Consider the following 26,376-nt stretch of genomic DNA (forward strand, 5'->3'; position numbering starts at 1 on the left):
CCACGCCACGGCTCACCCGCCGGCCGGATCCGCCTCCTCCTCGGGAGCCGGATCCTCCGGACGCCGGTACATCCGCGTCGCCGTGATCTGGCCGTGGATCGCCTCGCCGGAGGGGTCCGGCTGCGGCAGGCCCGGCCGCAGATGCTCCTCGACGCTGATGTACTTCAGCCCGGCCCGCAGGTCCGCGTCATTGCGCAGCCGGATGACCAGCGGGAACTCGGCGAGCGCCGTGGTGTCGAAGAGGCCGGTGGTGTAGAGCAGCTGGACGCCCAGCGCATCGGCGACGGCGCGCTGGAGCTCCAGCAGATAGGTCGCGTTGGCGCGGCCGATGGGGTTGTCCAGGAACAGCGTGCCGGCGTGCCGCTGCTTGTCGCGGCCCCGGTCGTTGCTGCGCAGCGCCGCCATCGTGCAGTACAGCGCGATGGCGGCGGTCAGCAGCTGGCCGCCGGAGAAGACATCGCCCATCTGTCCGACCGGCACCCGCTCGGCGCGCAGCACCGCGTCCGGCTTGAGGATCTCCACGGCCACCCCGCGCGGCTGCAGCGCCGCGCTGACCCCGCGCAGCAGCAGGGACATCCCGTCCCGGCGCAGATCGCTGTTCTTCTTGACGGCCGCACGGGTCGCCTCGTCGATCACCTCGCCCAGCCGCTCGGTGAGCGTGGCCTGGTCGGGGTCCTCGAAGCGGATCCGCAGGAACTCCTGCCCGGACCACTCCCCCAGCCCCTCGGGCAGCCGGGACAGCCGCTGGGCCGAGCGCAGCGTCGTCAGCGACGACTCGACCAGCCCGCGCAGCCGGTCGACGATGGAGTCGCGGTTGCGCTCCAGCTGCTCCAGCTCGTCGGTGAGCACCCGCAGCCGGGGCGCGAAGGCCTCCGCCCACTTGGCCGCATGGTCCGGCAGGGCCGCGGCGGGCAGTTCGCGGATCTGCTGCCGGGCGGGGGTACGGACCTGTTCGTAGCGGGTGGAGTTGGCGTGTCGTACGAGGATGTCGCTCGCCTCGCGCACCGCGGACTCGGCGGTGGAGAGGTCGGCGGCGCAGCCGCGCAGCGAGCGGCGGGACTCGGCGGCGGCCTGCCGGGCGTCCTCCACCCGGCCGGCGTACGGCTCGGTCGGCCCGTCGGCGGCGTCCTCGGCGTCCTGGTGGTCGCGGAGCAGGTCGCGCAGCAGGGCGGCGGTCTCGTCGAAGCCGCCCGCGGCGTCCTCCGCGGCGCGGTGGGCGCGCAGCAGCTCCTCGTGCTGCGCCCGGGCGGCCGCCAGCGTGTCGGTGGCAGTGGCCAGTTCACCCGAGGCCGCGCGCAGCAGTTCCTTGGCGCGGTCGGCGTCCTTGGGCACCAGGTCGTCGGGCAGCTCGGTGTGTGCCTCGCCGTCGGTGGGGGCCAGCCGCTCGGCCTCGCCACGCAGCCGGCCGAGCTGTTCACTGGCGGCCGAGGCGCGGGTCTCCAGCATGTGCACCAGCGATTCGGCGCGGGCCGCGGCGGCCTGCCGGGACGGGCCGTCGGCGGCGTCCGGGCTCTCCAGCAGCGCCTCCGCGCGGGTGCGGACCTTGTTGGTGAGGCGGTTCAGCTCGGCCAGGGCGGCGCTCTCGTCGCCCTCGGCGCGGGCCTGTTCGGCGCGCAGGTCGGCGCCGACGCCCACCTTCTCGTAGAGCTGGGAGGCGGCGCGGTAGGCCTCACGCAGCGCGGGCAGCGAGGCGCCGGCACCCTCCGGAGCCTCCCCCACCTCGTCCGGTACACCGGCGATCTCGGCACGTTCGGCGCGCAGTGCACGGGCGGTACGGCGGGCGTCGTCGGCGGCGCGCTGGGCGGCCCTGCGGTCCTCGTCGGCGGCCCGTGCGCGGTCCACGCACTCCTCGGCGCGGGCCTCGAACTCGGCTGCCTCATCGGCGAGTTCACGCATCCGGGACTGCCAGGAGGCGCGCTCCCGCAGCCGGTGGGCGAGCCCGGCCAGCAGGTCGGCGGCGCGGCGGGCGCGCTGTGCGGTCTCCTGGCGCTCGTCGCGCACCCGGGTGGCCTCGGCCGCGGCCTCCTCGGCTTCGGCGCGGGCCGCACGGGCCTCGGCCAGCTCGGCGGCGGCCTCCTCGGCCGCCGCGGCGGTCTCGTCCGCGGCGGCGGCCAGTTCCCCGAGCCGGCCGGCCGGGCAGCCCGCCCGCCATGAGCCGAGCCGAGCGGCCAGCGCCCGGTCCCCGGCGAGCCGGGCGGCCAGCGCCCGGATCTCGTCGTCGCGCTCTATGGCGCGTGCCCGCAGCGCCTGGCGCTCCTCGTCGGCGGCGGATTCGTCGTGCATCGCCGGGTTCGGCGGGACGAGGAATACCTGACCAGAGGTGCTCTCCCGCTCGTCAGGGGCCGGCGTGGGCGCGAGCAGCGCGGCGGCGGTACCGACCGCGACGGCCGAACGCGGCAGCAGCGCGGCCTGGGCGAGCACGTCGCGGGCCCGTGCATGGGTGTCCGGGTCGGTGATGATCACGCCGTCGACGAGCTCGGGGCGGGCGGCGAGCACCCGTGTGTGGTCGGCCGGGTCGACGGACTGGGCGAGATAGCGCCAGCCGGGCAGCGCGGGGACGCCGTGCTCACCGAGGTATTCCACGGCGGCCAGCACATCGGGCCCCGGAGGCAGCAGTCCGCCGTCACCCAGCGCGCCGAGGATCCGCGCATCGTCGGCGGCAGCCGTGCGCAGGTCGAACAGCTGCCGTTCGGCAGCGGCGACGCCCTCCTCCAGCAGCGCGTGCAGCTCGTCGGCGTTGCGGTCCAGCTCCTCGGCGGTGAGCGGTCCTGCGGTGGGGCGGCGGGGGGTGACCGGGTCCGTGCCGGGCGTGGCCGTACGGGGGCCGGGCACGCCCGGGGACTTGGCCTCGGACTGCGGGAGCCCGAGGAGATCGGCGAGCCGCTGCTCGGCGCCGATGGACTCGGCGGCCAGCCGCTCGGCGTCGTGGGCACGCCCGGCGGCCTGCGCGGCGTCGTCGGCACGGGCCGCCGCCAGCTCGGCGGCGGAGTGCCGCACAGTGGCCTCGCGGGCGCGGTCCGTGGCCTGCCGGGCGGTCTCCCGGGCCGAGTCCCAGGCCTCGACGGCGGTCTTCTCGGCGTCCGAGGCGGCGAGCGCGGCACGGGCCGGGTCGGCGTCGGGGGCGCTGTCGTCCAGCCAGCCGGCCCGGACGGCCTCGGCGGTCTCCTCGGTGACCTCCGCCAGACGCTGTTTGAGGTGGTCGGCCTCGCTGCGGGCGCGCTGGGCGTGGGTGGCGGCCGTGGTGGCGTCGCGGTGCGCGGATTCACCGGCCTCCTGGAGGGCCGCGGAGCGTTCCTCCTCCTCGTTGGCGACCTGCTCTCCGGCCTCGGCCGCGCTGTGCAGGGCACGTACGAGGTCGGCGGCAGCGGTGGCCCGGGCGGCGAGCGCGGGGGCGGCGTCCCGCTCGGCCTCGCGGATGGCGGCGGCGACCCGCGCGGAGCGGTCGGCGGCGGCGCGGTGCCGCAGCGCGGTCTCGGCGGCCTGCCAGGCGCTGTGCAGCGTACGGGCGTCGTTCAGCTCACGGCGCTGGGCGGCGGCGCCCTTCTCGGCGGCGGCCAGCGCCAGCGAGGCGTGCCGGTAGGCGAGTTCGGCGGAGACCAGGGAGCGGCGCTCGCGGCCCCGCTCGGCGTCGGTGACGCGATGGGCCGCGGCGGCGACCTGTTCGGCCAGTTCGGCGGCGCGGCCGCGCTCCTCGGTGCCGCGGGCGTGCAGCCGCTGGGCGAGGGCGCGGGTGCGGCGCTCGGCGCCCGCATGCACCTCGCGGGCGCGTTCGCGCTGCTCGGCGGCGTCGGCGATACGGGAGAGCAGGTCGAGGGAACCGGCGGTGAAGTCCCGTTCGGCGGTGAGTTCGGCGCGCCGGCCGAGCTTGTGGGCGAAGCCGTGCACGAGGTCGGCGAGGCCGTCGGTGTCCCGGGTGTCCGTGACGGCGCGCAGCAGGAGGTCGGTGAAGTCCGAGTCGTTCTTGACCGCGAAGAGGCCGGCCGCCTCACCCTCGTCGGCGTTCATCTCCCGCTGGTAGCGGAAGAGTTCCGGGTCCAGGCCCAGCTCGCCGAGGTGTACGTTCCAGCGCTCGTGGGTCTCCTCCCAGACCACGTCCAGATTGGGGTAGTTCTTCCCGGCCTCGGTGAGGACGTCGCGGAAGCCCTTCATCGTGCGCCGGCGGCCCTGGGCTCCGGAGCTGCCCTCACCACCCTCCTGGCGGGGGCGGACGATGGTGGCCTCGGCGACGGGGAGGGAGTCCAGGCTCATGCCCGGGCCGGGCCGGAAGCTGTACCAGGCCTCGGCGAACTTCCGGGGGTCGTTGGAGACCTGCCGGCCGCGCCATTCGCTGACCTTGCCGACGACCACACTCTCGCCGGTGAGGACGTGCTGCCACTCCAGGGCGACATGGCCGCAGTCGTCGGCGAGCAGGAATTTGCGCAGGACGCCGGAGCTGGCGCCGCCGAGGGTGTTGCGGTGGCCGGGCAGCATCACCGAGAAGATCAGCTTGAGCAGGACGGACTTGCCGCCGCCGTTCTCCAGGAAGAGCACGCCCGCGGGCGCCGGGCGGCGCGGCGGGCCGACCGGTTCGTCCTCGAAGAAGTCCGCCTGGGCCGGGGCCGGTCGGGGTACGGGCGCGCCGACTCCGCGCAGGTCCAGCACGGTGTCGGCATAGCGCGCACCGGCGGGCCCGATGGAGTAGAGGCGGACCCGGGACAGCTCGTACATGGCGGACTCTCGTTGTCGTGTCGGGAAATTGTCGTGTCGGGAGGGGCGGCGCCGCTCCCCCGCCCCCTCCCCCTCCTCCCCCTTCGGGGGAGGGGGCGGGGGTGGGTTCGGGGGTGGGGGGAGCGAGAGGCGGTCGGCGTCGGTCGGCGGTCAGTGGTCGAAACGGTCAGTGGTCGGGACCGGATGGCCGGCCGGAGCCGTCGATGGCCGGCGGTCGGCTCGGTCGGTGGCAGGCCGGTCAGCGCGGTCGCCGGCCCGCCGGCCGGAAGGCCGGCGGTCGTGGGGCGGGTGCGTCATCCGGAGTGGAAGGGCAGTCCGGCGTCCGCGACCAGGTCGAGGTCTTCGGTGTCCTCGCCCGGCAGCAGCGCGGCGCTGCCGTCGGCGACGGGGACGATGCCCAGCTCCAGCAACTCGGCCATGGCGGCGCTGCCGGCCATGTCGCGGACCTGGAGCTGGTAACGGGCGGTGGTGCGGTAGGCGCCACCGGAGTCATCGCCGGTGCGCTGCAGGAAGCCGGAGTCCACGAGGAACGTGACGGCCTTGGCGATGATGCCCGTGGTCGAACCGGCCAGCCGGCGGGCGTCCTTGGTGGCACCGGTCGCGCTGCGCCGCGCGTAGAGGCGCCAGGCGGATTCCAGGCCGGGGGCATCGGTGGCCGGGTCGGTGTTCTCGCCCTCCTGCTCGGCGCGCTCCTCCAGGCGACGGCAGGCCTGCCGGACGAAGGCGTCGACGCCATTAACGGTGATCCGGCCGATATAGCCGTCGTCGGCGAGGTCTTCGGGGCGCGGGAAGGCCAGTGCGGCGACGGCGAGGTGGGCCAGGCCGTGCAGAAAGCGGTCGGCGGAGTCGGCGGAGGCGCGACGCGCGTAGTCACCCATCCGTACGGCGAAGACGGAGTCCTCTTGGGCGGTGACGGCCATCCCGGCGCGGGTGGAGACCTCCAGGACGACCAGGCCGAGGCCGGTGGCGACGGCGTCGGCGAGCCGGGCGAAGGCGGGCTCGTCGCGATAGCGGCGCAGCAGTTCGCCGTATTCGGCGTCACGGGCGGGCAGCAGCTTGGGCTGGAGGCCGAAGGACACCAGCCGTGCGGCATCGGCGGCGTCGGCCGGGGTGAGGGGGTGGGGCCGCCCCTGCTCGGGGGCGTCCCCCCGGTCGAGCGACGGCGAGGGCGGAGGAGCGGCCGAGAGCTCGGGGGCGGGTCCCGCCGCGGCCGGCTCGGTGTCGGCGGTGGGTGCGCCCCAGCCCGGTTCACCGGCCGCGGACGCCGGATCCGGCTGCGGCGTCTCGTCGTACTGGGTCACGGAACAAGCTCCTTGCTGGGAACGGTCTCGGAATTCTCTGGCCGGCACGGCACCGGGCGGCCGGGCGGCGTCGGGCCGGTGCCCTGCCGGACGGGGCGCGCCACGCCGCTCGCCGGCCGCCCGCCCTGGACACGGTCCGCCATCACGCCACCTCCGAACGGTCCGCGGCCATTCCCGCGGAGTCCAGCAGGGCCGTGCCGACGATGAGGTCGGCGCCGCCGAACTCGGGGTCGGTCAGCTCCGTGCCGTCGTCGACGGCGAACAGCAGCTGCTGCTCGCCCTGCCGGTACGCCGTGCCGACCGGCGGGCTGGCGGCGTGCACCGCCAGCAGGGCGACGAGATAGGGGAGTTCGGGATCGCTGCGGCGTGCGTCGGCGAGCAGTCCGGAGAGCCTTCGGGGCGCGTCGGCGGGCAGGTCGAGCAGCGTCATCGCGGCGTCGAGCTGCGCCTCGCTGAAGCGGCTGTCGTCGGGCGTCGCCACCAGATCGGGCTCGGGCATCTCGGCGCCCAGGTGCTCGCGCTCCACGGGCGGGGTGAGCAGCACCTCGACGAGGTCGCCGACCCGGACGGCCGAGGGCGTGCGCAGGCCCGTGCCATGGGCGAAGAAGGCGTCGGTGACGCGGATGGCCTGCTCGGCGGGGAGCGGCAGCAGGGGGGCGACGAGCTGACCGTAGAGGTCGAGTCCGGAGCGGGCGACGGGGGTGGCGAAGGCCTGCCGGTCCTGCTCGGCGCGGAAGAGCGGTCCGGCCTCCAGCAGCCGGGACTGCAGCTGGGTGTGGCGGCGGATGCAGTCCTTGACGATGTCGACGAGCTCGGCGGCGCGGCGCTTGTGCTCGGGCTCCTCGGTCTCGTCCCGGGCCTTGCGGATGTTCGTCAGGATGGCGTTCTCGTGGCGGTAGCGGTCCGCGACGTGGTCCAGCGCCTCGTTGATCATGTCCGGGACGGTCTCCAGCCAGTCCACGGCGCGGACGTTGCGGCGGGTGGCGTCCAGGGTCCTGCGCAGCGTCTCGGCGTACTGCACGGTGCGGTAGCGGGCCTGCTCGGCGGCGAGCTGGGCGTCGGCCAGCCGGCCGCGGTTGATCAGCACCTCCAGCTTGACCTCGGCGGCGATCTGGGCGCTGGTGACGTCCGTGTCGAGCGCGCCGACCAGGACATTGACCGCTTCGTCGGTGGCCCGCAGGAAGACGGTGCCGCCGGTGCCGGGGACCTCCTCGATGAGCTTGAAGTCGTAGTCGCGGCGGACGTACTGGCCCTCGGTGGTGAAGGTGCCGTAGACGGCCCGGAAGCCGCGGTCCACGCTGCCGACGTTGATCAGGTTCTCCAGCACCCAGCGGGCCACCCGCTCGTGCTCGCCCGTGGAGCGGCGGGGGGCCTGGGCGGCGACCCGCGGGAGGACCTTCGCCACTATCTCCTCGTGGTCGGCGCCGGTGTCGAAGTCCATGTGGAGGGTGACGAGATCGATGACGGCGAGCGCCACCTCCGCCATGGCGTAGATGCCGTACTCGCCCGCGAGGTTGGCCTTGCGCACGTCGAGGTCGTGCAGCGGCGCGGTGCACGCGAGGGCGCGCAGCCGACGGGCCAGGCCTTCGTCGGCTGCCGGGCCCGGCGCGGGCCGGTTCGGCCCGTTGAGCTGGGGCGCAGCGGGCCCCGGGGCGGAAAAAGTCACGTCGCACAGAGTAGGCGGTCGCACTGACAACGGACGAAACGGCGCGGATCCGTTCATGGGTGGAACCGCTGGTGGGTCCGTTGACGGACCGCTCGCCGGGGCGGCGGATCAGTCTACGGCGTGGCCCGCGGCGGCCCGGCGCCAGGTCCCGTGGCGGGTGCGCCGGAGCCCGTGCCGGATGGGCCGGAGCCCGTGCCGGTGCTCAACGGGGCGCTCAATGGGTTGCCCCTCCCGCGATCCGGAGATCGGTGCGGGTGTGCGCGGCGGTGACCGCGATCTCCCGCAGGGCCCGGGCGACCGCGTCGGCCGGCAGCGACGGCTGGGCGCGGTCGACGACCTGCTCCGGCGTGTAGGGGACGTGGACGAATCCGCCGCGCAGATCGGGCAGTTCGGTGGCGATGAGGTGGGCGAGCCCGTAGAAGACGTGGTTGCAGACGAAGGTGCCCGCGGTGTTGGAGACGGAGGCGGGCAGACCGGCGGCGCGGACGGCGGCCACGCACGCCTTGACCGGCAGGGTGGAGAAGTACGCGGCGGGGCCGCCGGGCACGATCGGCTCGTCGACCGGTTCGGCACCCGAGGCGTCGGGGATCCGGGCGTCGTCGACGTTGACGGCGACGCGTTCGACGGTGATGTCGGGGCGCCCGCCCGCCTGGCCGACGCACAGCACTATCTCGGGGCGGGTCTCCTCTATCGCGGCGCGCAGCACCGCCACCGACGCTCCGTAGACGCAGGGAAGCTCGACGGCGAAGGCCTCGATGCCGGTGGGCGGTTCCTCCGCGGCGGCGCGTACCGCCTGCCAGGAGGGGTTGGTGGATTCGCGGTCGAAAGGCGCAAATCCGGTCAGCAGTACCCGGGTCATACGGTCATCCTTGGTGCGGTGCGGTGCGGGGCGGTGCGAGGGGTGCAGGGCGGCGCGTGCCGCACCATAGGCGGCGGGCGCAAGGGCGGGGCGGAGCACGGTGGTGCCGCGGAGTGCGGCAGGCGCGCCCGGAGCGGGTTCAGAAGGCGAACAGCGCCATGATCAGGATGTTGCAGCCGAGCAGTATCCCCGCGGTGGGCAACTGCGCCTTGATCGGCCCGTACTGGTCCTTCAGCTCCAGCAGGGCCGCCGGAACGATGTTGTAGTTGGCGGCCATGGGCGTCACCAGGGTGCCGCAGAAGCCGGCGAGCATGCCGACGGCCAGGACGGCGGCGGGGTTGCCGTCGAAGTGGCCTATCAGGACCGGCCAGCCGACCGCGGCGGTCATCACGGGGAAGGCGGCGAAACCGTTGCCCATGATCACGGTGAATGCGAACATGCCCACGCAGTAGACGACGATCGCGATGTAGAGCGAGCCCTCGGGCAGGACGGCGGTGGTGAGTTTGCCGACCTGGTTGCCGACGCCGGAGGCCTGGAAGATGGCGCCCAGCGTGGCCAGCATCTGGGGCAGCAGCATCGCCCAGCCCATCGCCTCGAGCATCGAGCGGCCGGACTGCACGGGCACGGAGACCCGCTTCTCCCGGAGCATGATCATCGCGACGACAAGGGCGACGACGGCACCGATCCCCAGGCCCAGGATGGTCTCACTGCCCTCCTGGAGGACCGGCTCGCCCCCGAAGGACAGGTGTTTGACGCCGATGGCGCAGGCCATGGCGACGGCGGGGATGGTGAGCGCGGGGACGAACAGCCTGTTGCCGAGCCCCGCGGCACTGGCGGTGCGCTGTTCGGGGGTCGTGGTGCGCGGGATGCCGCGCCCGGTGAAGCCGAAGCCGGCCAGACAGGCCATGACGAGGACCGCGGCGCCCAGCGGCTCGGCCGGTGCCTGCTTGGTGACGACCCAGCTGCTGTAGATGAAGCCGGCACCGATCAGGCCCCAGAAGGTGCCGGTGCCCAGGCGCTTGGGATTGCTGCGGTCGGTGACCATCTGGGCGGCCATCACCAGGAAGCTGAGGCCCACCAGCCAGTAGAACCACTCTGCCTTGATCACTTGGCGGCCTCCACTGCGGCGGTGTCGTGGACCTGAGCCGTGAGCAGTTCGCGTTCCAAATGGCGGTCCAGGCGCAGCAGTCGCCAGCCGTGGACGACGAAGGCGCACACGGCGGTGGGGATCGCCCACAGCGCGAGCTGCAGCGGTTCGAGGTGGGTCCCGTAGGTGGTGTTGACGAAGCCGGTGATCAGCAGGATCGAGCCGACGGCGAGAAAGACGTCCTCCCCGAAGAAGAGGCCGACGTTGTCCGCACTGGAGGCGAACGACCTGACCTTCTCCCGTGTCCGCTCCGGGAGTTCGCCGTATTTCCGCTCGGCCGCGCCCTCGGCCATCGGGACGGCCAGCGGGCGGACGGTCTGGGCGGGGCCGAAGACATTGGTCAGCCCGACCGCGGCGCCGATCTGCCGCAGTCCGAGGTAGAGCGCCAGGAAACGGCCGGTGGTGAGCCCGGCGAACCGGGCGATGAGGTTACGGGCCTGCTCCTGGAGGCCGTAGCGCTCCAGGAGGCCGATGACCGGGAGGGTGATCGCGAAGATCGTCACCGCCCGGCTGCCGGCGAAGCCGTCGCCGAACGCGGCGAGCACCTTGCCCGGCGACAGCCCTCCGAGGAGGCCGGTCACGATGCCGGCCACCCCCACGACCAGCAGGGGATTGCGTTTCGTGGCGAAGCCGATCACGACCACGAGCACGCCGAGGAGCACGATCATGGATCCGCCTTCCGCGTACGGGGACCCGCCCGGGCCCACAGGGAGATGAAGAGATTGCAGCGGAGGCTAGGCGATTGTTCAACGATCCGACAAGGGGTCTGCCGGGGCGGATCTCGGGCGGGCTCCACGGAGGGCGTCACCAGGGCCGGCACGGGGCCCCGCGGGGTCTCACCCCTCCGCGATGCGCTGCGCGTACGCCCCCGACAACTGCGTGCGCGAGTCCTCCAGATACGACAGCAACAGCCGCTCGGCCTCGGCGGTATCACCCGCCTGCAGGGCCTCGACAATCTGCCTGTTACGGGTCAAATAGGGTGCATGGAAGCGTCGGGGGTCGGCCATGACATGGAAGACGAGCCGGAGCTCGGCGAGCACGCCCCGCATCAGCTCATCCGTGCGCGGGCTGCCCGCCAGGGCCACGACTGCCTGGTGGAAGCGGATGTTGGCGGTCGAGAGCGCCTGCCACTCCCGGTCTTCGGACGCGGCCTCACCGGCCTGCACCGCGGCCTCGATCGCCACGATGGCGTCGGCCGCCGCGGCGCCATAGGGCCCCGGCCCCAGACCTCGTACCGCCGCACACTCCACGAGCATCCGCACCCGGTAGATGTCCTCCAGGTCCTCGACCGTCACCACCCGGACGAACACCCCGCGGTTGAGCTCGTGCACCAGCAGCCGCTCGTGCGTCAGCAGCCGGAACGCCTCGCGCAGCGTGTTGCGCGAGACGCCCAGGGCACCGCCGATGCTCTCCTCCGAGAGCCGGGCGCCGGGCGGGAAGTAGCCCTCGGTGATCCGGTCCCGCAGGATGTCGGCGACCCGTTCGGCCGTGCTGGAGCGCCCCAGCAGAGCACGGTCGCCTTCCAGGCTCGCGACCTCGGTGAGCCGCCACTGATCGTTCTTCGCCGCTCCGCCCGCCATACCGCTCCCCGTTCTCGCGTCTCGCGCCGTACCGGGCGGCAGTCGGGCCGTCCCGGAGTCGTATGAGCGAAAGTCAATCCCAGATGCGAGAACGAAACAACGCATCCGTGATCGCACCCCGAACACCTCTTGTCGGATCGTTGAACAATCCTCTACGTTGTCCTCGACGCCGGTCGGCTCGAGTGCCCTCGGGGGAGAGTCACTACGGATACGGGCCGGCCGGAACGTCCCGCCGCCCCTGCCCGCGCCCGAGCCGTCGCACCGGTGCCCCGCGCGCCCGGCCGGCCCCGAGCCCCATGGAACGGACCCCTATGAGCGACCCGGCGCCCCCTCCCGTCATCGACCTCAACGCCGACCTCGGGGAAGGCTTCGGCCGCTGGCAGCTCACCGATGACGAGGCCCTGCTCTCCGTCGTCACCAGTGCCAACGTCGCCTGCGGCTTCCATGCCGGCGACCCGGCCACCATGCGCCGGGTGTGCGAACTGGCCGCCGAGCGCGGTGTGGTCATCGGTGCCCAGGTCTCCTACCGCGACCTGGCCGGCTTCGGCCGCCGCGCGATGGAGGTACCGCCAAAGGAGCTGTCCGCCGAGATCACCTACCAGATCGGGGCGCTGGACGTCTTCGCACGCGCCGCCGGGACCCGGGTCCGCTACGTCAAACCGCACGGCGCGCTCTACAACCGCTGTGTCCACGACGAGGAGCAGGCCGGTGCCGTCATCGACGGCATCCGCGCCGCGGGCGGCGGCCTGCCGGTCCTCGGGCTGCCCGGCTCGCGGCTGCACGAGGCCGCCGGGCGGGCCGGACTGCCCGTCGTCGGTGAGGCCTTCGCCGACCGTTCCTACACCGACGAGGGAACCCTCGTCCCCCGCCGTGAACCGGGCGCGGTGGTCCACGACGCCGACGAGGTCGTCAAGCGGGCGCTGGGCATGGCCCGCGACCGCACCGTCACCTCCCGCGACGGCCGGCGCGTCGCCATCACGGCCCGCTCGCTGTGCCTGCACGGCGACACCCCCGGCGCCGCGGACCTCGCCCGGCGGGTACGGTCCGAGCTGGCCGCGGCCGGCGTCCGCATCCGGAGCTTCGCATGAGGCCGCTGCCGGTCGGTGAACACGGCCTGCTGATCGAGCTGGACAGCGCCGAGGAGGTCGAGGCGCTGCACGCCGAACTGCTGCGCCGGGCCGCCGACGGCGGCCTGCCGCCGCTGCGCGAGATCGTGCCGGCCGCCCGTACGGTGCTCCTCGACGGCCTCGCCGACCCCCGCGGGCTCCTCGCCAAGCTCGCCGCCTGGGACATCCCGCCGATCGGCGCCGGCGACCGGCCCGCCGTGGACATCCCGGTCCGCTACGACGGCCCCGACCTCGCCGACGTCGCCGCCCTGTGGGACTGCACCGCCGACGAGGTGGTGCGCCGGCACTCCGCGACGGAGTTCCATGTCGCCTTCTGCGGCTTCGCCCCCGGCTTCGGCTATCTGACCGGACTGCCCGAACCGCTGCACGTACCGCGCCGGGACACCCCCCGCACGAAGGTCCCGGTCGGCTCGGTCGCCCTGGCCGGCCCGTACACCGGGGTCTACCCGCGCTCCTCCCCCGGCGGCTGGCAGTTGATCGGCACCACCGACACCGTCCTGTGGGACCCGCGCCGCGAGCCGGCCGCGCTGCTCGCCCCCGGCACCCGTGTCCGCTTCGTCCCGCAGGAGACCACCCGATGACCGACCGCGCCTTCTCGGTCGTCCGGGCCGGAGCGCTCACCACCGTCCAGGACCTCGGCAGGCCCGGCCACGCCCACCTCGGTGTGCCGCGGGCCGGCGCCCTGGACGAGCCCGCGCACCGGCTCGCCAACCGCCTGGTCGGCAACCCCGAGTCCGCCGCCGCCCTGGAGACCACGCTCACCGGCTGCGCCCTGTGGGTCCGAACGGCCACCACCGTCGCCGTCACGGGCGCGCCCTGCCCGGTGACCGTCGACGGCCGCCCCGCCCCCTGGGGCGCACCGGTCCGCGTCCCGGCGGGCGCCGTCCTGGACGTGGGTCCCGCCACCCACGGCCTGCGCTCCCACCTGGCCTTCGCCGGGGGCATCGACACCGAACCGGTCCTCGGCAGCCGCGCCGCCGATCTGCTCTCCGGCCTGGGCCCCGACCCGCTCACGGAGGGAGCGGTCCTCCCGCTGGGCACCCCGCACGGCCCGCCGTCCACCGCCGACGCCATCCCCCACCCCGGCCCGTTGGCGGAGCTCGTCCTGCCGTTCGTGCCCGGCCCCCGCGACGCCTGGTTCACCGCCGCCGGCCTGCGCACCCTCACCACCGGCCGCTTCCGCGTCTCGCCGGCCGGCAACCGCATCGGCCTGCGCACCGAGGGCCCGCCCCTGGAGCGCGCCCGCAGCGGCGAACTCCCCAGCGAGGGCATGCCCCTGGGCGCCCTCCAGGTCCCCCCCAACGGCCTGCCGGTCCTCTTCCTCCACGACCACCCCACGACCGGCGGCTACCCGGTCATCGGCGTCGTCCCCGAGCGCTACCTGGCCCCGGCGGCCCAGGCCGTCCCCGGGACACCGGTCCGCTTCCTGCGCATGGGCTAGCCCTGCCCTCGGGCCAACCGCCGCCCGGTCAGCCGCCGCCCGGCCAGCCACCGCCCGGCCAGCCGCCGCCCGGTCAGCCGCCGTCCGGCACCCCATATCCCCCGCCGCCCGGAGTGCGCAGGACCAGCACGTCGTCGACGCCGACGTCCGCGACATCACAGCCCGCCAGGTCCTCGTGCGTACCGTCCGCCGCCCGCTCGATGGCGTTGGCGCCCAGCGCTCCGGGGGCGCCGCCGGCCATGCCGTACGGCGCGACCCTGCGGTGGTTGGTCAGCAGGGCGACGGTCATCGGCTCCAGGAAGCGCAGCCGGCGTTCGACGCCGCAGCCGCCGTGCCAACGGCCCCTGCCGCCGCTGCCGGAGCGGATGGCGAAGGCGTCGACGCGGACGGGGTAGCGCCACTCCAGCACTTCGGGGTCGGTCAGCCGGGAGTTGGTCATGTGGGTCTGTACGGCGTCCGCGCCGTCGAAGCCGTCGCCCGCGCCCGAGCCGCTGGCGACGGTCTCGTAGTACTGCACCCGGTCGTTGCCGAAGGTGAGGTTGTTCATCGTGCCGGAGCCCTCGGCCTGGACACCGAGCGCGGCGTAGAGCGCGCCGGTGACCGCCTGGGAGGTCTCCACATTGCCCGCGACGGTGGCCGCCGGAAAGACGGGCGCGAGCATCGAGCCCTCCGGGATGCGGACCTCCACCGGCTTGAGGCAGCCGCTGTTGAGCGGGATGTCGTCGGCGACCAGGGTGCGGAAGACGTACAGCACGGCGGCCATCACCACCGAGCTGGGCGCATTGGCGTTCCCGGGCTGCTGGGGCGAGGTGCCGGCGAAGTCCACCACCGCGCTGCGGGCGGCACGGTCGACGGTCAGCGCGACCCGGATCTCGGCCCCGCTGTCGGTCTCGTAGCGGCAGCTGCCGTCCGACAGCCGCGCGATGATGCGCCGCACGGATTCTTCGGCGTTGTCCTGGACGTGTCCCATATAGGCCCGCACGACGTCCAGCCCGAACTGGTCGGTCATCCGCCGCAGTTCCTGGATGCCCTTCTCATTGGCGGCGATCTGGGCACGCAGATCGGCGAGGTTGGCGTCGGGGGCGCGGGAGGGGTAGGGGCCGGCGGCGAGCAGGTCGCGGGTCGCGTCCTCGCGCAGTGCGCCGTCGCGCACCAGCAGCCAGTTGTCGAAGAGGATGCCCTCCTCCTGGATGGAGCTGCTGAAGGCGGGCATCGAGCCCGGGGTGATGCCCCCGATCTCGGCGTGATGGCCGCGGGAGGCCACCAGGAACAGCAGCTCGTCCCCGTCGGCGTCGAAGACGGGGGTGACGACGGTGACGTCGGGGAGGTGGGTGCCCCCGTGGTACGGGTCGTTGATCGCATACACGTCACCCGGCCGCATGTCGCCGCCGCGGCGCCGGAGCACTTCCTTGATGGACTCCCCCATCGAGCCCAGGTGCACGGGGATGTGCGGGGCGTTGGCGATCAGGTTGCCGTCAGCGTCGAAGAGCGCGCAGGAGAAGTCCAGGCGCTCCTTGATGTTGACGGAGTGTGCGGTGTTCTCCAGCCGGACGCCCATCTGCTCGGCGATGGCCATGAAGAGGCTGTTGAAGACCTCCAGCATCACCGGGTCCGCTTCGGTGCCGACGGCGACGCGGTCGGTGCGCGGCCGGGCCCGGGTCAGCAGGAGGTGCCCGTGCTCGCCCGTGGCCGCCTGCCAGTCCGGGTCGAGGACCGTGGTCGCGTCCTCCTCGGCGATGACGGCCGGACCGGTGAGGGTGTCGCCGGGGCACAGGTCCGTGCGGCGGTAGAGGCCGGTGTCCTGCCAGCGGCCATCCGTGTACATCCGTACCGTGGCGGCCGGAGTCAGCTCTCCTTCCCTGCTGCCCGCTCGGGCCTCGTACCCGCCCGCGCCGCCGGCCGCGCCCAGCGCCTCGACTGACACCGCCTCGGCCACCAGCGGTTTGTCCATGGTGAAGGCGTAGCGCTCGCGGTGTGCCCGGACGAATTCCGCGGTCATGGTGTCGGCGTCGGCCAGCGGGACGGCGAGGGTGGAGTCGGTCCCGGCGTAGCGGATCAGCACCCGGGCCCGGGTGGTCACCGAGGCCTCTGGCACCCCGTCGTCCAGGAGTTCGCGCCGGGTCTGTCCGGCAAGGGCCTCGCACACCTCGTGCACCCGCTCGACGGCCGCGGGATCGGTGAACTCCGCCTCGACGGCCTGCTCGCGCATCGCGGTGGCGTCGGCGACCCCGATGCCGTACGCGGAGAGCACCCCGGCCAGCGGCGGGACGAGCACCGTGTCGATGCCCAGCGCGTCGGCGACCGCGCAGGCGTGCTGGCCGCCGGCGCCGCCGAAGCTGGTGAGGACGTAGCGGGTGATGTCGCGGCCGCGCTGGACGGAGATCTTCTTGACGGCATTGGCCATGTTGAGCACGGCGATGTCGAGGAAGCCGGCCGCGACCTCCTCGGGGCCGCGGTCGTCCCCGGTCTCGGCGGCCGCCCGCGTGGCCAGCTCGGCGAAGCGGGTGCGGACCACCTCGGCGTCCAGCGGCTGGTCGCCGTCCGGTCCGAACACCGCGGGGAAGTGGGCGGGCTGGATGCGGCCGAGCATCACCTGGGCGTCCGTGACGGTGAGCGGGCCGCCGCGCCGGTAGCAGGCCGGCCCCGGGTCCGCACCGGCCGAGTCGGGGCCGACCCGGTAGCGGCGGCCGTCGAAGTGCAGGACGGAGCCGCCGCCGGCCGCGACGGTGTGGATGTTCATCATGGGCGCGCGCATCCGTACGCCCGCGACCTCGTTGCCGAAGACCCGCTCGAACTCACCGGCGTAGTGCGACACATCGGTGGACGTGCCGCCCATGTCGAACCCGATCACCCGGTCGTGACCGCCGCCCGTGTCGGCGGCGGTACGCACCATGCCGACGACACCGCCCGCGGGCCCGGACAGCACCGCGTCCTTGCCCCGGAAGTGTGCCGCCTGGCGCAGTCCGCCGTTGGACTGCATGAACATCAGCCGGATACCGGGGAGTTGGGCGGCGATGTCGTCGACGTAGCGGCCCAGGATCGGGGAGAGGTAGGCGTCGACGACGGTGGTGTCACCGCGCGGCACCAGCTTCATCAGCGGGCTGACCTCGTGGGAGCAGCTGACCTGGGAGAACCCTGCCTGCCTTGCCAGTTCGGCGACGGTGCGTTCGTGGTCGGCGTGGCGGTAGCCGTGCAGCAGGACGACGGCGGCGCTGCGCAGGCCGTCCGCACGGGCCCGGATCAGCGCCCGGCGGACCGCGTCGGCGTCCAGCGGCCGGACCAGCTCACCGCGGGCGCCGATCCGCTCCGGCACCTCGATCACCCGGTCGTACAGCGCCTCGGGCAGCACGATGTGCCGGTCGAAGATCCGCGGCCGGTTCTGGTAGGCGATCCGCAGCGCGTCCCGGAACCCCTCGGTGGTCAGCAGCACGGTCGGTTCGCCCTTGCGCTCCAGGAGGGCGTTGGTGGCGACGGTGGTGCCCATCTTGACGACGGAGACCCGCTCGGCGGGCACCGGTTCGTCCGGGCCGAGCCCCAGCATCATCTGGATACCGGCCACCGCGGCGTCGCGGTAGCGCTCCGGATGGTGCGAGAGCAGCTTGCCGGTGACCAGCCGTCCGTCCGGGCGCCTGCCGACGACGTCCGTGAACGTGCCACCGCGGTCGATCCAGAACTCCCAGCGTCCGGTCATCCTGTCATTGTCGCAGCGCCCTTCGCCGTCGCGGCGGTTTTCCCCGGCGGGGCATCGTCCGGTCCGCTGGGGCTGTCCGGGGCGTCGGCCCTGTCCGGCCGGCGATCCGCCCCGTTCGTCCCCTCCGATCCGTCCGCCCCGTCCGACCCGTCCGACCCGTAACCCGCCCCCTCCAGTGCGGCGAGCGCGGTACGCGTGGCCTGGTCGGCCGCGGCGTCCAGCAGCCGGCCGGATCCCGCCAGCCCGTGCCGGCACTCCTGGAGCGCCAGACCCAGCAGGCCGGGCAGCAGGTCCGTGCACCGGTCGGCGACCCAGCGGGTGCCGCGGGTCGCCATCCACCGGGCCGCTCCGGCGCGGGTCGGCGGCGGACCGTCGAGGGTGAGCGCGGGCGGCGGTCCCACGGGCAGGCCGGCGGCGGCCAGTGCCGCATGGAAACCGCGGGCCAGCAGCCGGTGGCCGCGCTCGCTGGGGTGCAGCCGGTCCACGCTCCAGCAGGCACGTTCGGCGGCCCAGGGGTGTTCGGCGAGGTGCAGATGAACGCCCTGGTAGCGCGCGGACACCGCATGGACGACGGTGTTCACGGCGCGCATCCGGCGGGCCAGCGGACGCGCCAGCGGCGCGGGCAGGCCCAGCATCCGGCCCGGATCGGGCAGGCACGCCGTCAGCACCACGGCCCCGTCGGCGCTCAGTGCACTGTGCGCCCGGTCCAGCGCGGCCGCGACCCGCTCGATGGCGAAGGCCGCACGCAGGGTGTCGTTCGCGCCGACGACGAGCGAGGCGAAGCGCGGCCCGAGGGCACGCGCCGCGGGCAGCTGCCGCTCGGCCAGCTCCGCCGCCAGCGCCCCGCTGCGCGCCAGGTTCACCAGTTCCACACCGCCCGGCCGCTCGCCCAGCGCCCCGGCCAGCAGGGCCGCCCAGCCGCGCCAGCCGCCGCCCGGTACGGGGTCACCGAGGCCTTCGGTCAACGAGTCGCCGAGCGCGACGAAGCGGGCCGGGGACGGGGCCAGGGCCGGGGCCGGGGAACGGCCGCCACCCGGCGCCTGCCTCGGGATCACCGCTCCCTCGCCCGGGATCACGGCTCCCCCACCCGGTGTCACCGCTGCTCCCCCCTCCGGTATCACTGCTCCGCCGCCCGGTATCACCACTCCCTCGGGCCGCACCGTCACCACCCGCCCAGCGGGCCGGCCGGGGACGGGAAGGGCGTGGCGGTGAGCGGCCTGCCGAGCGGGGCGGGCGCGTCGTGCGCCGCCAGGAAGGCCTCGACGGCGGGCTGCCAGCCGTAGCCTTCGGCGCGGCGGCGGGCGGCGGCGCGCCGGGCGGGACCGGGCCGGGCCAGCACGCGCTGGACCGCATCGGCGAACGAGGGCCCGTCGTCGAGCGCCGTATCGCCGCCGCTGCCGACCAGCCCCGCCAGCGCCGATGCCGCGCTGGCGACCACCGGGGTACCGCAGGCGAGCGCTTCCAGGGCGGCCAGCCCGAAGGTCTCGGCCGGGCCGGGCGCCAGTGCGACATCGGCGCCGGCCTGCAGCGCGGCGAGCCGGGCCCGGTCGGCGAGGTGCCCGAGGAACGCCGCGGGCAGCCGTTCGGACCGCGCCCGGGCCTCCAGGCGGGCCCGCAGCGGCCCGTCACCGGCCACCACCAGCGTCGCGTCGACCCCGCGCCGCCGCAGCTCCGCCAGCGCGTCCAGCGCCCGCCCCGGCCGCTTCTCCTGCGACAGCCGGGAGCAGAGCAGCAGCAGGACCTCCGCCCGGCCCGCCCAGCGCCGACGCAGCTCCGCGCTGCGGCACCCGGGGTGCCAGGCGGCGAGATCGACACCGAGCGGAGCGCGCACCACATTGCGCACACCCGCCCGGGTGAACTCCGCCGCCGCCCAGGCCGTGGTGCACACGACCCGGCTGTAGGCGTGCGCCGTACGGCGGTTGAGCCGGTCAGCGGCGGCGCGGGCCAGCGGCTGCGGTACGCCCCAGGTGCGCAGCACCCCGTCCACGCTCTCGTGCGAGACCATCACCGCGGGAATCCGGGCCCGGCGCGCCCACTCCCCCGTCCAGCGCAGCGTCGTCCGGTCGGAGACCTCCAGCCGGTCGGGGGCCAGGGAGTGCAGCAGCCGCTGGACCCTGCGGCGATCGGCCAGCACGCGGTAGCCGCCGCTGCCCGGCAGTTCCGGCCCCGGCAGGGTGATCACCCGTCCCTGTGCGGTGACTTCGTCACACCATCCGGCCGGGCCGAGTGCCCCCGGCGGCCCCGGCACGATGAGCACCGGCTCGTGCCCGGCGGCCCGGTAGCCCTCGCCGAGTTCCCGCAGCGCGGTGCGCAGCCCGCCGGAGGCCGGCGTGACGAAGTTGGCGATCCGCACGATCCGCAGACCCGCCCCACGAGCGTGTCGCACGTTCACGCCGCCACCGCCGTCCGGTCGCTGAGCACGGCCTCGTAGTGGCCCAGGAGCTGGTCGCCGACCGCCGCCCACGTGCGGTCCTCCACCGCTCTGCGGGCCGCGGCACCGTACCGGACGCGCAGCTCGGCGCTGCCCGCGAGCAGCTGCACCGCGTCCCGGAACGCGCCGCCGTCCCCCGGTGTGACCAGCAGCCCCGTACGGTCGTGGTCCACCAGGTCGAGCGGGCCGCCCGCCCGGGGCGCCACCACCGGCACACCGGAGGCCATCGCCTCCTGCACGGTCTGACAGAAGGTCTCGTACGGCCCGGTATGGACAAAGATGTCCAACGAGGCGTAGAGCCGGGCGAGTTCATCACCCGTACGGCGGCCGAGGAAGCGCACCCCGGGCAGCGCGGTCCGCAGCCCGGCGGCGCTGGGCCCCTCGCCGATGACGACGGTGCGTACGCCCGGCAGCCGCGAGGTCTCGGCCAGCAGTCCCACGTCCTTCTCCGGCGCGAGCCGTCCCACGTACCCCACCAGCAGTTCCCGCCCCGCGGTGAGCGAGCTGCGCAGCACCGCGTCGCGCCGCCCTGGGTGGAACCGTTCGGAGTCGACGCCGCGCGGCCACAGATGGACCCGGGGCACACCGTGCTCGGTCAGATCCAGCAGCGCCGCGCTGGAGGGCGCCAGGGTGCGGTCGGCGGCGCCGTGCACCGCCCGGATGCGGCGCCAGGCCGTGGCCGCGCCGCCGCCGAGGTAGGTACGGGCGTAGCGGCCCAGATCGGTCTGGTAGACGGCGACCGCGGGCACCTGGCGGCGGGCGGCGGCCGCCATCCCCCGGGCACCGAGCACGAACGGACTGGCCAGGTGCACGAGATCGGGCCGGTGCCCGTCGAGCGCCGCGGACAGCCGGCGCCCGGGAAGCGCGATCCGCACCTGCGGATAGCCGGGCAGCGGCATCGAGGGCACCCGGACGACGGGACAGGGACTCTCGTGCGTACCGGCGGCCGGCGAAGGGCCACCGAGTGGCGCGATGACCAGCGGATCGTGGCCGCGCCGGACGAGGTGCCGGGCGGTTTCCAGGGCGCAGTGGGAGACGCCGTTGACATCGGGTGGGAAGGATTCGGTGACCAGGACGACACGCATACCGCTGTTCTCGGCGTGCGGTGCGTGGAGGGGGCCAAGGGGATCTTTCCTGCCGGAGAACGTCTCCCCACGTTTTCGGCTGTCCCGCCGTGGGGGTTGCTCGCGAGGCCGGTGGGGGTGCACGCAAGTGGTTCGGTGCGCCTCGTGGAGCAGAGGAAAGCGGCCACGAGCGAGTGGCCGGCTCCCACCGACGTCTGCTTACACCTGGGACTCCGGTCCGATCCGGCTCCGCACAGCCGTCTGTACCTCGGCCTCCTCGGCCGGGTCCGCGGCGAGACGCCGCAGTTGTTCTACGACCCGGTCATCGCCGGTGGCGGCATGCCGGGCGGCGAGCTCTCTGGTGGTTTCCTCGCAGTCCCACAGGCACTCGACCGCGAAACCGGCCGCGAAGCCGGGGTCGGTGGCGGCGAGCGCGCCGGCGGCCCGGCCGCGCAGGTGGGAGGAGGACGTCTCGCGGTAGATGTGCCGCAGGACCGGGGCGGCGCAGGCGACCCCGAGGCGTCCGGTGCCGTCGACCAGCTCCCACAGGCCGTCGGCGTCCGGACCCTCCTCGCGGACGGTCCGGCGCAGGGCCGCCAGTACCGGTTCGGCGTCGCGCCGCCCGCCGCGGCGGGCGAGCATGGCGGCGGCGGCCGCACCCAGCCGGTCCGCGCGCGGCGCCCAGACCCTGGCCCGTGCGACGGCGGCCACGCTGCGCATCCGCGCGAACGCGGCGAGAGCGGCGGAGGCCAGCCGCTCGGAGGAGAAGGGGTCGGCGACCGCGTCCTCGATCAGGTCGAGGACGTCTCGGTCGCCGCGTTCGGCGAGGTGGTGCAGTACGGCGGCGCGGGCCGCGTCCGGTGCGCTGCGCGCGGCGCGCAGCAGCTCGGGGCGGTCCTCGGGGCCGGCGACGACGGCCAGGCAGCGGGCGGCGGCGAGGTGGCGGTGTTCCTCGCCCGTCCGCTCCGGGCTCTCCTCGGCCCATCGGAGCACCTCGGTCACGCTCCAGCCGGGGCGCGGTCCACGGGGCCGCATCTGCCGCTGCCAGCGGTCGAAGGAGCCCTGTTCCCCGGCCGCGGCCAGCCGGGGGCCGTAGCGGGGGTCCTCGGCCCACAGCCGCCAGGGCCGGGGCTCGAAGGCGTCGCGGACGGCGATGGCCAGGTCGGCGTCGCCCTCCTCGGTCTCCGGGAAGCGGGCGAGGACGGCGGGGGCGAGGGTCATCAGCCCGGCGTCGTCGTCACGCAGCGCAAGCTCGTCCAGGGCCCAGCGCCAGTTGCTGCCCGCCGCGGCATAGCTGCGCAGCAGCAGACGGGCGGCGTCCTTGCCGTAGGCGGCGAGGTGGCCGAGGACCGCGAGGGCGAGACCGGTGCGCTCCTCGCCCGTGTCGACGAGGTCGTCGGGGTGGAAGAGGTGGCGTTCGATCTCTTCGAGCGCGCCGTCGAGCTGCATGTAGAGGCGCGCGTAGTAGAGCGAGCGGTTCTCGACCTGCCAGTCGCGACGGGGATCGCGCAGCACGCTGTCGTTGAGTGCCGCGAGCGCCTCGGCCCGCGGCGCCGCGAGGGCATGCAGGGTCCCGTCGCCGCGGCCTCGCTGCAGGAGGCCGAGCAGGGTGCCACTGGGCGCTATGTCTGGATCGAACATGAGGTCAGCATCCGGTGCGGGGGACAGGCTGGCAACGGGATTTCCGCTGACCGGCATTCTTGCCGGTGACCGCGGGCCGTAAGCCTCGTTCCCACCATGGATCGGCGGGAGCGCCTGCTGTACAGCGGCCGAAGCCTAGCTTGGAAGCTGTCATTCCGCCGATTCGCCCCGGGATTGCCCCGGAAAGCCGGAGGCATATGCCAGATGCACCACCGTATCGGGTAGTGCCAAATCCCTTACGGACGGTCGCCGCCTGTGCAACAGTCGTTACCGGCCCTTCAGCCCGGCGCCGCCTGATCACGGAGTACGTCATGCCGCCCCCTCTCTTCGCGGATCACCCAGCAGACCGGCCCCCCGAGCGCGAGACCGTCGAGTCCCTCATCACGCAGGCCCGGCGCCTGCGCGGTGACCTCGATGCGGTGCGCAGGGAGTCCGGGGAGGACACCGGCCTCGCCGCCGACCCGCAGCTGCGCTGGCAGCGGGCGCTGTGCGATCTCGCCGTGCATCACCTCGACGACCTCGGGGGCCATCTCGACCAGCTGAGAGAGGGCCTGCCCGCCGAGAACGAGGACAGCGAGGAGGAGGACGCTCCGGAGGCCGGGCTGCCGTCGGCCCCGCCGGAGCCCGCGCCCCATGAACGCGGCGCGCTGCTGCGCCGGGTCGGCAGCGCCGAGTGGAACCTCCTCACCGACGAGGTCAGCTGGTCCGACGAGCTGTTCGCGATGTTCGGCAGGGCACCGTCCGACGGCCCGCTCACCCTCGACGAGCTGCCGTCCCTGGTCCACGCCGACGACCAGGAGGGGCTGGCCACGATGGTCACCGACTGCCTGGTGGACGGCCGCCCGATCGACGGCGAATTCCGCATCGTGCGCCCGGACGCAAGCCTGCGCACGGTGCACATGGTGGGCGAGCCGGTGCTCGACGCCGACGGCAGTACCGCCTGCATGTGGGCCGTGCTGCGGGACGTCAGCGAGCTGCGCCGCAGCCAGCAGGCGGTACGCGAGACCCGTGACTCGCTGCACCGTGAGCGGCATATCGCGCAGACCGAGCACCGGCTTGCGGTCGAGCTGCAGGAGGCCGTGCTCCCCCCGTGGCGCGGCTCCCTGCGGTTCCCGCAAGGCGGTCCCGTAGCCCTCGACCTCGCCGGGCGCTATCTGCCGTCCGGCACCCCTGCCCTGGTCGGCGGGGGCTGGTACGACGCGCTGCAACTCCCGGACGGCACCACCCTGTTGAGCGTCGGCGATCTCACCGGGCACGGCGTCACCGCCACCTCCGGGATGGCGATGGTGCTCGGCGCGCTGCGCGGTATGGCTGTCGCCGGCCACCGGCCGGGACCCCTGATGTGCTTCCTCAACCAACTGCTGGACACCGCCGCTCAGCCGGCGCTGGGCAGCACGGTGTGCGGCCGCTTCGACGCCGCTACGCGGACCCTGGAGTGGGCCCAGGCCGGGCACCCCGCGCCGCTGCTGTTCCGCGGCGGCGCGGGGCGCGCGCTGGACCCGCCCGAGGGTGTCCTGCTCGGGGCGACCTCGGGTGCGGCCTACACCCAGCGCACCGAGCAACTGGAGCCCGGTGACCTGCTCGTCCTGCACACCGATGGCCTCGTCCCCCGCCATACGCACGGCGCACAAGCCCTCCACGAAGGCACCGAACGGCTCCTCGCTCTGGCACCGCGGTTCGCCGCGGCCCGCAGCGCCCAGGACGGCGTCCGCATCGTCGTCGAGGAGTTCGGCACCGCCGACCGCGAGGACGACGCCTGTGTACTGGTCGCCAGGGTCGGCGACTGAGACACACCGCGGCGGGCGTCGGCGGCGGACCGGCGCATCCGGAGCCGGTCGCCCCGAACACGTCGGCGAATATGTCGGCCGTGTCGGCGGGTGATCCGCCGGGCCACGGGTGAGGCAGCGGAGCTGAGAAGGGCGCCACCCTTACGGATGACGCACCGTCACGCTCCGTGCATCCGCCCGCCTCAGGCCGAGAAGTTCTTCGCGACTCCCGATCCGATGCCGGGGCCGAGGCCGGACCCCTTGGTCTTGGGCTTCTCCTTCGGCAGGACATGCTGGATCTCCTCGCGCAGATCCTGGATCTTGGTGTAGTTCGCATACTGCCCCGTGAGCCGGAACATTTCACGGAGCCGGTCCCAGGTGCGGTGCGAGGAGTTCTCGCCGATGGACACCAGCGCCAACCGGGCGTAGCGGTCGGCCTGTTCGGGGTCGTTTCCGATGAAGCAGGCCGAGGCCATCGAGATGTAGTCGAAGATCTGCGACCGCTGGCGGCCGTTCTCCCGCAGCCTCAGCGCCCGTTGGGCGTGATGCTGGGCGATCCTGGCGGCCGACGGATCGTGATCGGCGAGGGTACGGAATGCCAGCGCCTGCATGCCGTGCAGATCCGCCTCGTCGAACATCTGCATCCAGCTCGGTGGCGGCACATCGCCCTTGTCCGAGACGAAAAGCTCCTCCGCCTCGCCCAGGGTGCGGCGCATCGCCTGGCCGTGGCCCTTGGACGCCTGCGCCCAGGCCTCGATGGTGTGCAGCATGGCGCGGGTGCGCGGCAGGGTTTCCGCGCCGGAGCCGGACTTGGCCAGTTTCATCAGATCCAGCGCGTCGTCGGGACGGCCCAGATGCACCATCTGCCGGGCGGCACGGGAAAGCGCCTCGCCGGCGCGCGGGCGGTCGCCGCCCTCGCGCGCCGCATGCGCGGCGATGATGAAGTATTTCTGGGCGGTGGGCTCCAGGCCCACGTCATGGGACATCCAGCCCGCCAGCACCGCCAGGTTGGCGGCCACCCCCCACAGCCGGCGCTGCAGATGATCGGGGTGGCGGTAGGCGAGCATGCCGCCCACTTCGTTGAGCTGGCCCACCACGGCCTTGCGCTGCAGCCCGCCCCCGCGGGCCGCGTCCCAGGCGCGGAACACCTCGACCGAGCGCTCCAGCGCGTCGATCTCCTGCGATCCCACAGGGGCGGCCTCATAGCGGTCGAGGCCGGTCTGGTCGAGTTCGTCGAAGGAGTCGGAGGCGAACATGGCGTCGTGGCGTGGGGCGCCGGCCGGGGCCGGGTCGGTGTGCAGCCAGTCGTACATGGCGCCGGTGAGTGCGGAGCCCGCGGCGAGTGCGGCGCCCGCACCCACCAAGCCGCGTCGGTTGAGCATGAGGTCCATTCCCGTGAATTCCGTGAGGACCGCGGCGGTCCGTTCGGGAGCCCACGGCAGACCGTCCAGGGCCTGCCGTTTCCCCGCGCGACCGGTTCTTGCGAATCCGAGGTCCTCGATGGTTACGACACGGCCGAGGCGCTCGGTGAACAGGGAAGCCAGGACCTTGGGCACCGGATCGCGCGGGGTCTCCCCCATGTCGATCCAGCGCCGCACTCGCGAGGTGTCGGTCGCCAGCTGCGGATGCCCCATGGCCGCCGCCTGCCGGTTGACCATTCTCGCCAGCTCTCCTTTGGACCAGCCGGTCAGGCCGAAAAGGTCCGCGAGACGGGTGTTCGGCTGCCTGTCCACGTCAAGCCCCCAGGTTCCTCGACTGAGTTGACAGTAACGGCCGCTGACATGGGCTGTGGGCATTCGCCAGGGTTCGCCAGGGTGCGCCAGATGGTCTGCCACCCATAGGCACGTGTTCTGTAGATATGCCGCCCCCGGCCTGGTGGCGGGACCGCATTCCCCAGGGTGCGCGCCCCTCACGGGGACCCTGGATCGGCCTCCTGCACGGGGCCCGTTCACGGG

At 74.1% G+C, this 26,376-nt stretch carries 17 protein-coding genes; 4 read left to right on the forward strand and 13 right to left on the reverse strand.

The genetic code is table 11. The features are described from left to right. Nucleotides 1-12: 12 nt before the first annotated feature. From CFW40_RS04090 to CFW40_RS04120, 7 genes are all read right to left on the reverse strand, one after another. On the reverse strand, nt 13-4,707 hold the full coding sequence (locus tag CFW40_RS04090; RefSeq protein WP_088796494.1) for a hypothetical protein: 4,695 nt from the start codon (nt 4,705-4,707) through the stop codon (nt 13-15). Between the two features lie 293 nt (nt 4,708-5,000). After that, nucleotides 5,001-6,008 carry a hypothetical protein gene (locus CFW40_RS04095; RefSeq protein WP_088796495.1) on the reverse strand — a complete coding sequence of 336 codons (1,008 nt, stop codon included), beginning with the start codon at nt 6,006-6,008 and terminating at the stop codon, nt 5,001-5,003. A gap of 142 nt (nt 6,009-6,150) precedes the next feature. Then, complete coding sequence (locus tag CFW40_RS04100; RefSeq protein ID WP_088796496.1) at nt 6,151-7,674, reverse strand: hypothetical protein; 1,524 nt, start codon at nt 7,672-7,674, stop codon at nt 6,151-6,153. A 214-nt stretch (nt 7,675-7,888) separates the two neighbouring features. After that, the gene (gene pcp, locus CFW40_RS04105; protein ID WP_088796497.1) at nt 7,889-8,533 is read right to left on the reverse strand and encodes a pyroglutamyl-peptidase I; all 645 of its coding nucleotides are present in this window, start codon (nt 8,531-8,533) and stop codon (nt 7,889-7,891) included. 139 nt (nt 8,534-8,672) lie between these two features. Then, nucleotides 8,673-9,641: a DUF979 domain-containing protein gene (locus CFW40_RS04110; RefSeq protein WP_088796498.1), complete on the reverse strand. Its 969-nt coding sequence runs from the start codon at nt 9,639-9,641 to the stop codon at nt 8,673-8,675. Continuing rightward, nucleotides 9,638-10,348: a DUF969 domain-containing protein gene (locus tag CFW40_RS04115; RefSeq protein WP_088796499.1), complete on the reverse strand. Its 711-nt coding sequence runs from the start codon at nt 10,346-10,348 to the stop codon at nt 9,638-9,640. Before CFW40_RS04115 ends, CFW40_RS04110 begins: the two co-directional genes overlap by 4 nt. 168 nt (nt 10,349-10,516) lie before the next feature. Continuing rightward, a complete protein-coding gene (locus CFW40_RS04120; protein ID WP_088796500.1) occupies nt 10,517-11,260 on the reverse strand; it encodes a GntR family transcriptional regulator in 744 nt (247 codons plus the stop codon). A gap of 311 nt (nt 11,261-11,571) precedes the next feature. On the opposite strand from CFW40_RS04120, the gene CFW40_RS04125 reads away from it, so the two are divergent. The 3 genes from CFW40_RS04125 to CFW40_RS04135 are packed head-to-tail and all read left to right on the forward strand — an operon-like array spanning nt 11,572 to nt 13,828. After that, entirely contained in the window at nt 11,572-12,348 is a 777-nt protein-coding gene (locus CFW40_RS04125; protein WP_088796501.1) for a LamB/YcsF family protein, read from the forward strand. Continuing rightward, a complete protein-coding gene (locus tag CFW40_RS04130; RefSeq protein ID WP_088796502.1) occupies nt 12,345-12,968 on the forward strand; it encodes an allophanate hydrolase subunit 1 in 624 nt (207 codons plus the stop codon). The genes CFW40_RS04125 and CFW40_RS04130 overlap by 4 nt, the downstream gene beginning before the upstream one ends. After that, nucleotides 12,965-13,828: a biotin-dependent carboxyltransferase family protein gene (locus tag CFW40_RS04135; protein ID WP_088796503.1), complete on the forward strand. Its 864-nt coding sequence runs from the start codon at nt 12,965-12,967 to the stop codon at nt 13,826-13,828. The genes CFW40_RS04130 and CFW40_RS04135 overlap by 4 nt, the downstream gene beginning before the upstream one ends. Before the next feature lie 73 nt (nt 13,829-13,901). Here the strand turns inward: CFW40_RS04135 and CFW40_RS04140 are convergent, their stop codons facing one another. The 5 genes from CFW40_RS04140 to CFW40_RS04160 form a co-directional block, all read right to left on the reverse strand. Beyond that, a complete protein-coding gene (locus tag CFW40_RS04140) occupies nt 13,902-17,519 on the reverse strand; it encodes a hydantoinase B/oxoprolinase family protein (RefSeq protein WP_088796504.1) in 3,618 nt (1,205 codons plus the stop codon). Then, the gene (locus CFW40_RS04145) at nt 17,516-18,526 is read right to left on the reverse strand and encodes an SGNH/GDSL hydrolase family protein (RefSeq protein ID WP_093493858.1); all 1,011 of its coding nucleotides are present in this window, start codon (nt 18,524-18,526) and stop codon (nt 17,516-17,518) included. The genes CFW40_RS04140 and CFW40_RS04145 overlap by 4 nt, the downstream gene beginning before the upstream one ends. A gap of 155 nt (nt 18,527-18,681) precedes the next feature. Further along, nucleotides 18,682-19,911 (reverse strand): glycosyltransferase, encoded by a 1,230-nt coding sequence (locus tag CFW40_RS04150; protein WP_088796505.1) that lies wholly within the window; start codon nt 19,909-19,911, stop codon nt 18,682-18,684. Further along, nucleotides 19,908-21,035: a glycosyltransferase family 1 protein gene (locus tag CFW40_RS04155; RefSeq protein WP_088796506.1), complete on the reverse strand. Its 1,128-nt coding sequence runs from the start codon at nt 21,033-21,035 to the stop codon at nt 19,908-19,910. Before CFW40_RS04155 ends, CFW40_RS04150 begins: the two co-directional genes overlap by 4 nt. Before the next feature lie 198 nt (nt 21,036-21,233). Continuing rightward, on the reverse strand, nt 21,234-22,655 hold the full coding sequence (locus CFW40_RS04160) for a hypothetical protein (RefSeq protein ID WP_088796507.1): 1,422 nt from the start codon (nt 22,653-22,655) through the stop codon (nt 21,234-21,236). Nucleotides 22,656-22,966: 311 nt separating this feature from the next. On the opposite strand from CFW40_RS04160, the gene CFW40_RS04165 reads away from it, so the two are divergent. Next, complete coding sequence (locus CFW40_RS04165; RefSeq protein ID WP_088796508.1) at nt 22,967-24,442, forward strand: PP2C family protein-serine/threonine phosphatase; 1,476 nt, start codon at nt 22,967-22,969, stop codon at nt 24,440-24,442. A 182-nt stretch (nt 24,443-24,624) separates the two neighbouring features. On the opposite strand, the gene CFW40_RS04170 is transcribed toward CFW40_RS04165, so the two are convergent. Continuing rightward, nucleotides 24,625-26,154, reverse strand: a complete 1,530-nt coding sequence (locus tag CFW40_RS04170; RefSeq protein ID WP_088796509.1) for a hypothetical protein — start codon at nt 26,152-26,154, stop codon at nt 24,625-24,627. Between the last annotated feature and the right edge of the window lie 222 nt (nt 26,155-26,376).

The organism is Streptomyces sp. 2114.4, assembly GCF_900187385.1.
GTDB classification, from domain to species: Bacteria; Actinomycetota; Actinomycetes; order Streptomycetales; family Streptomycetaceae; genus Streptomyces; species Streptomyces mooreae.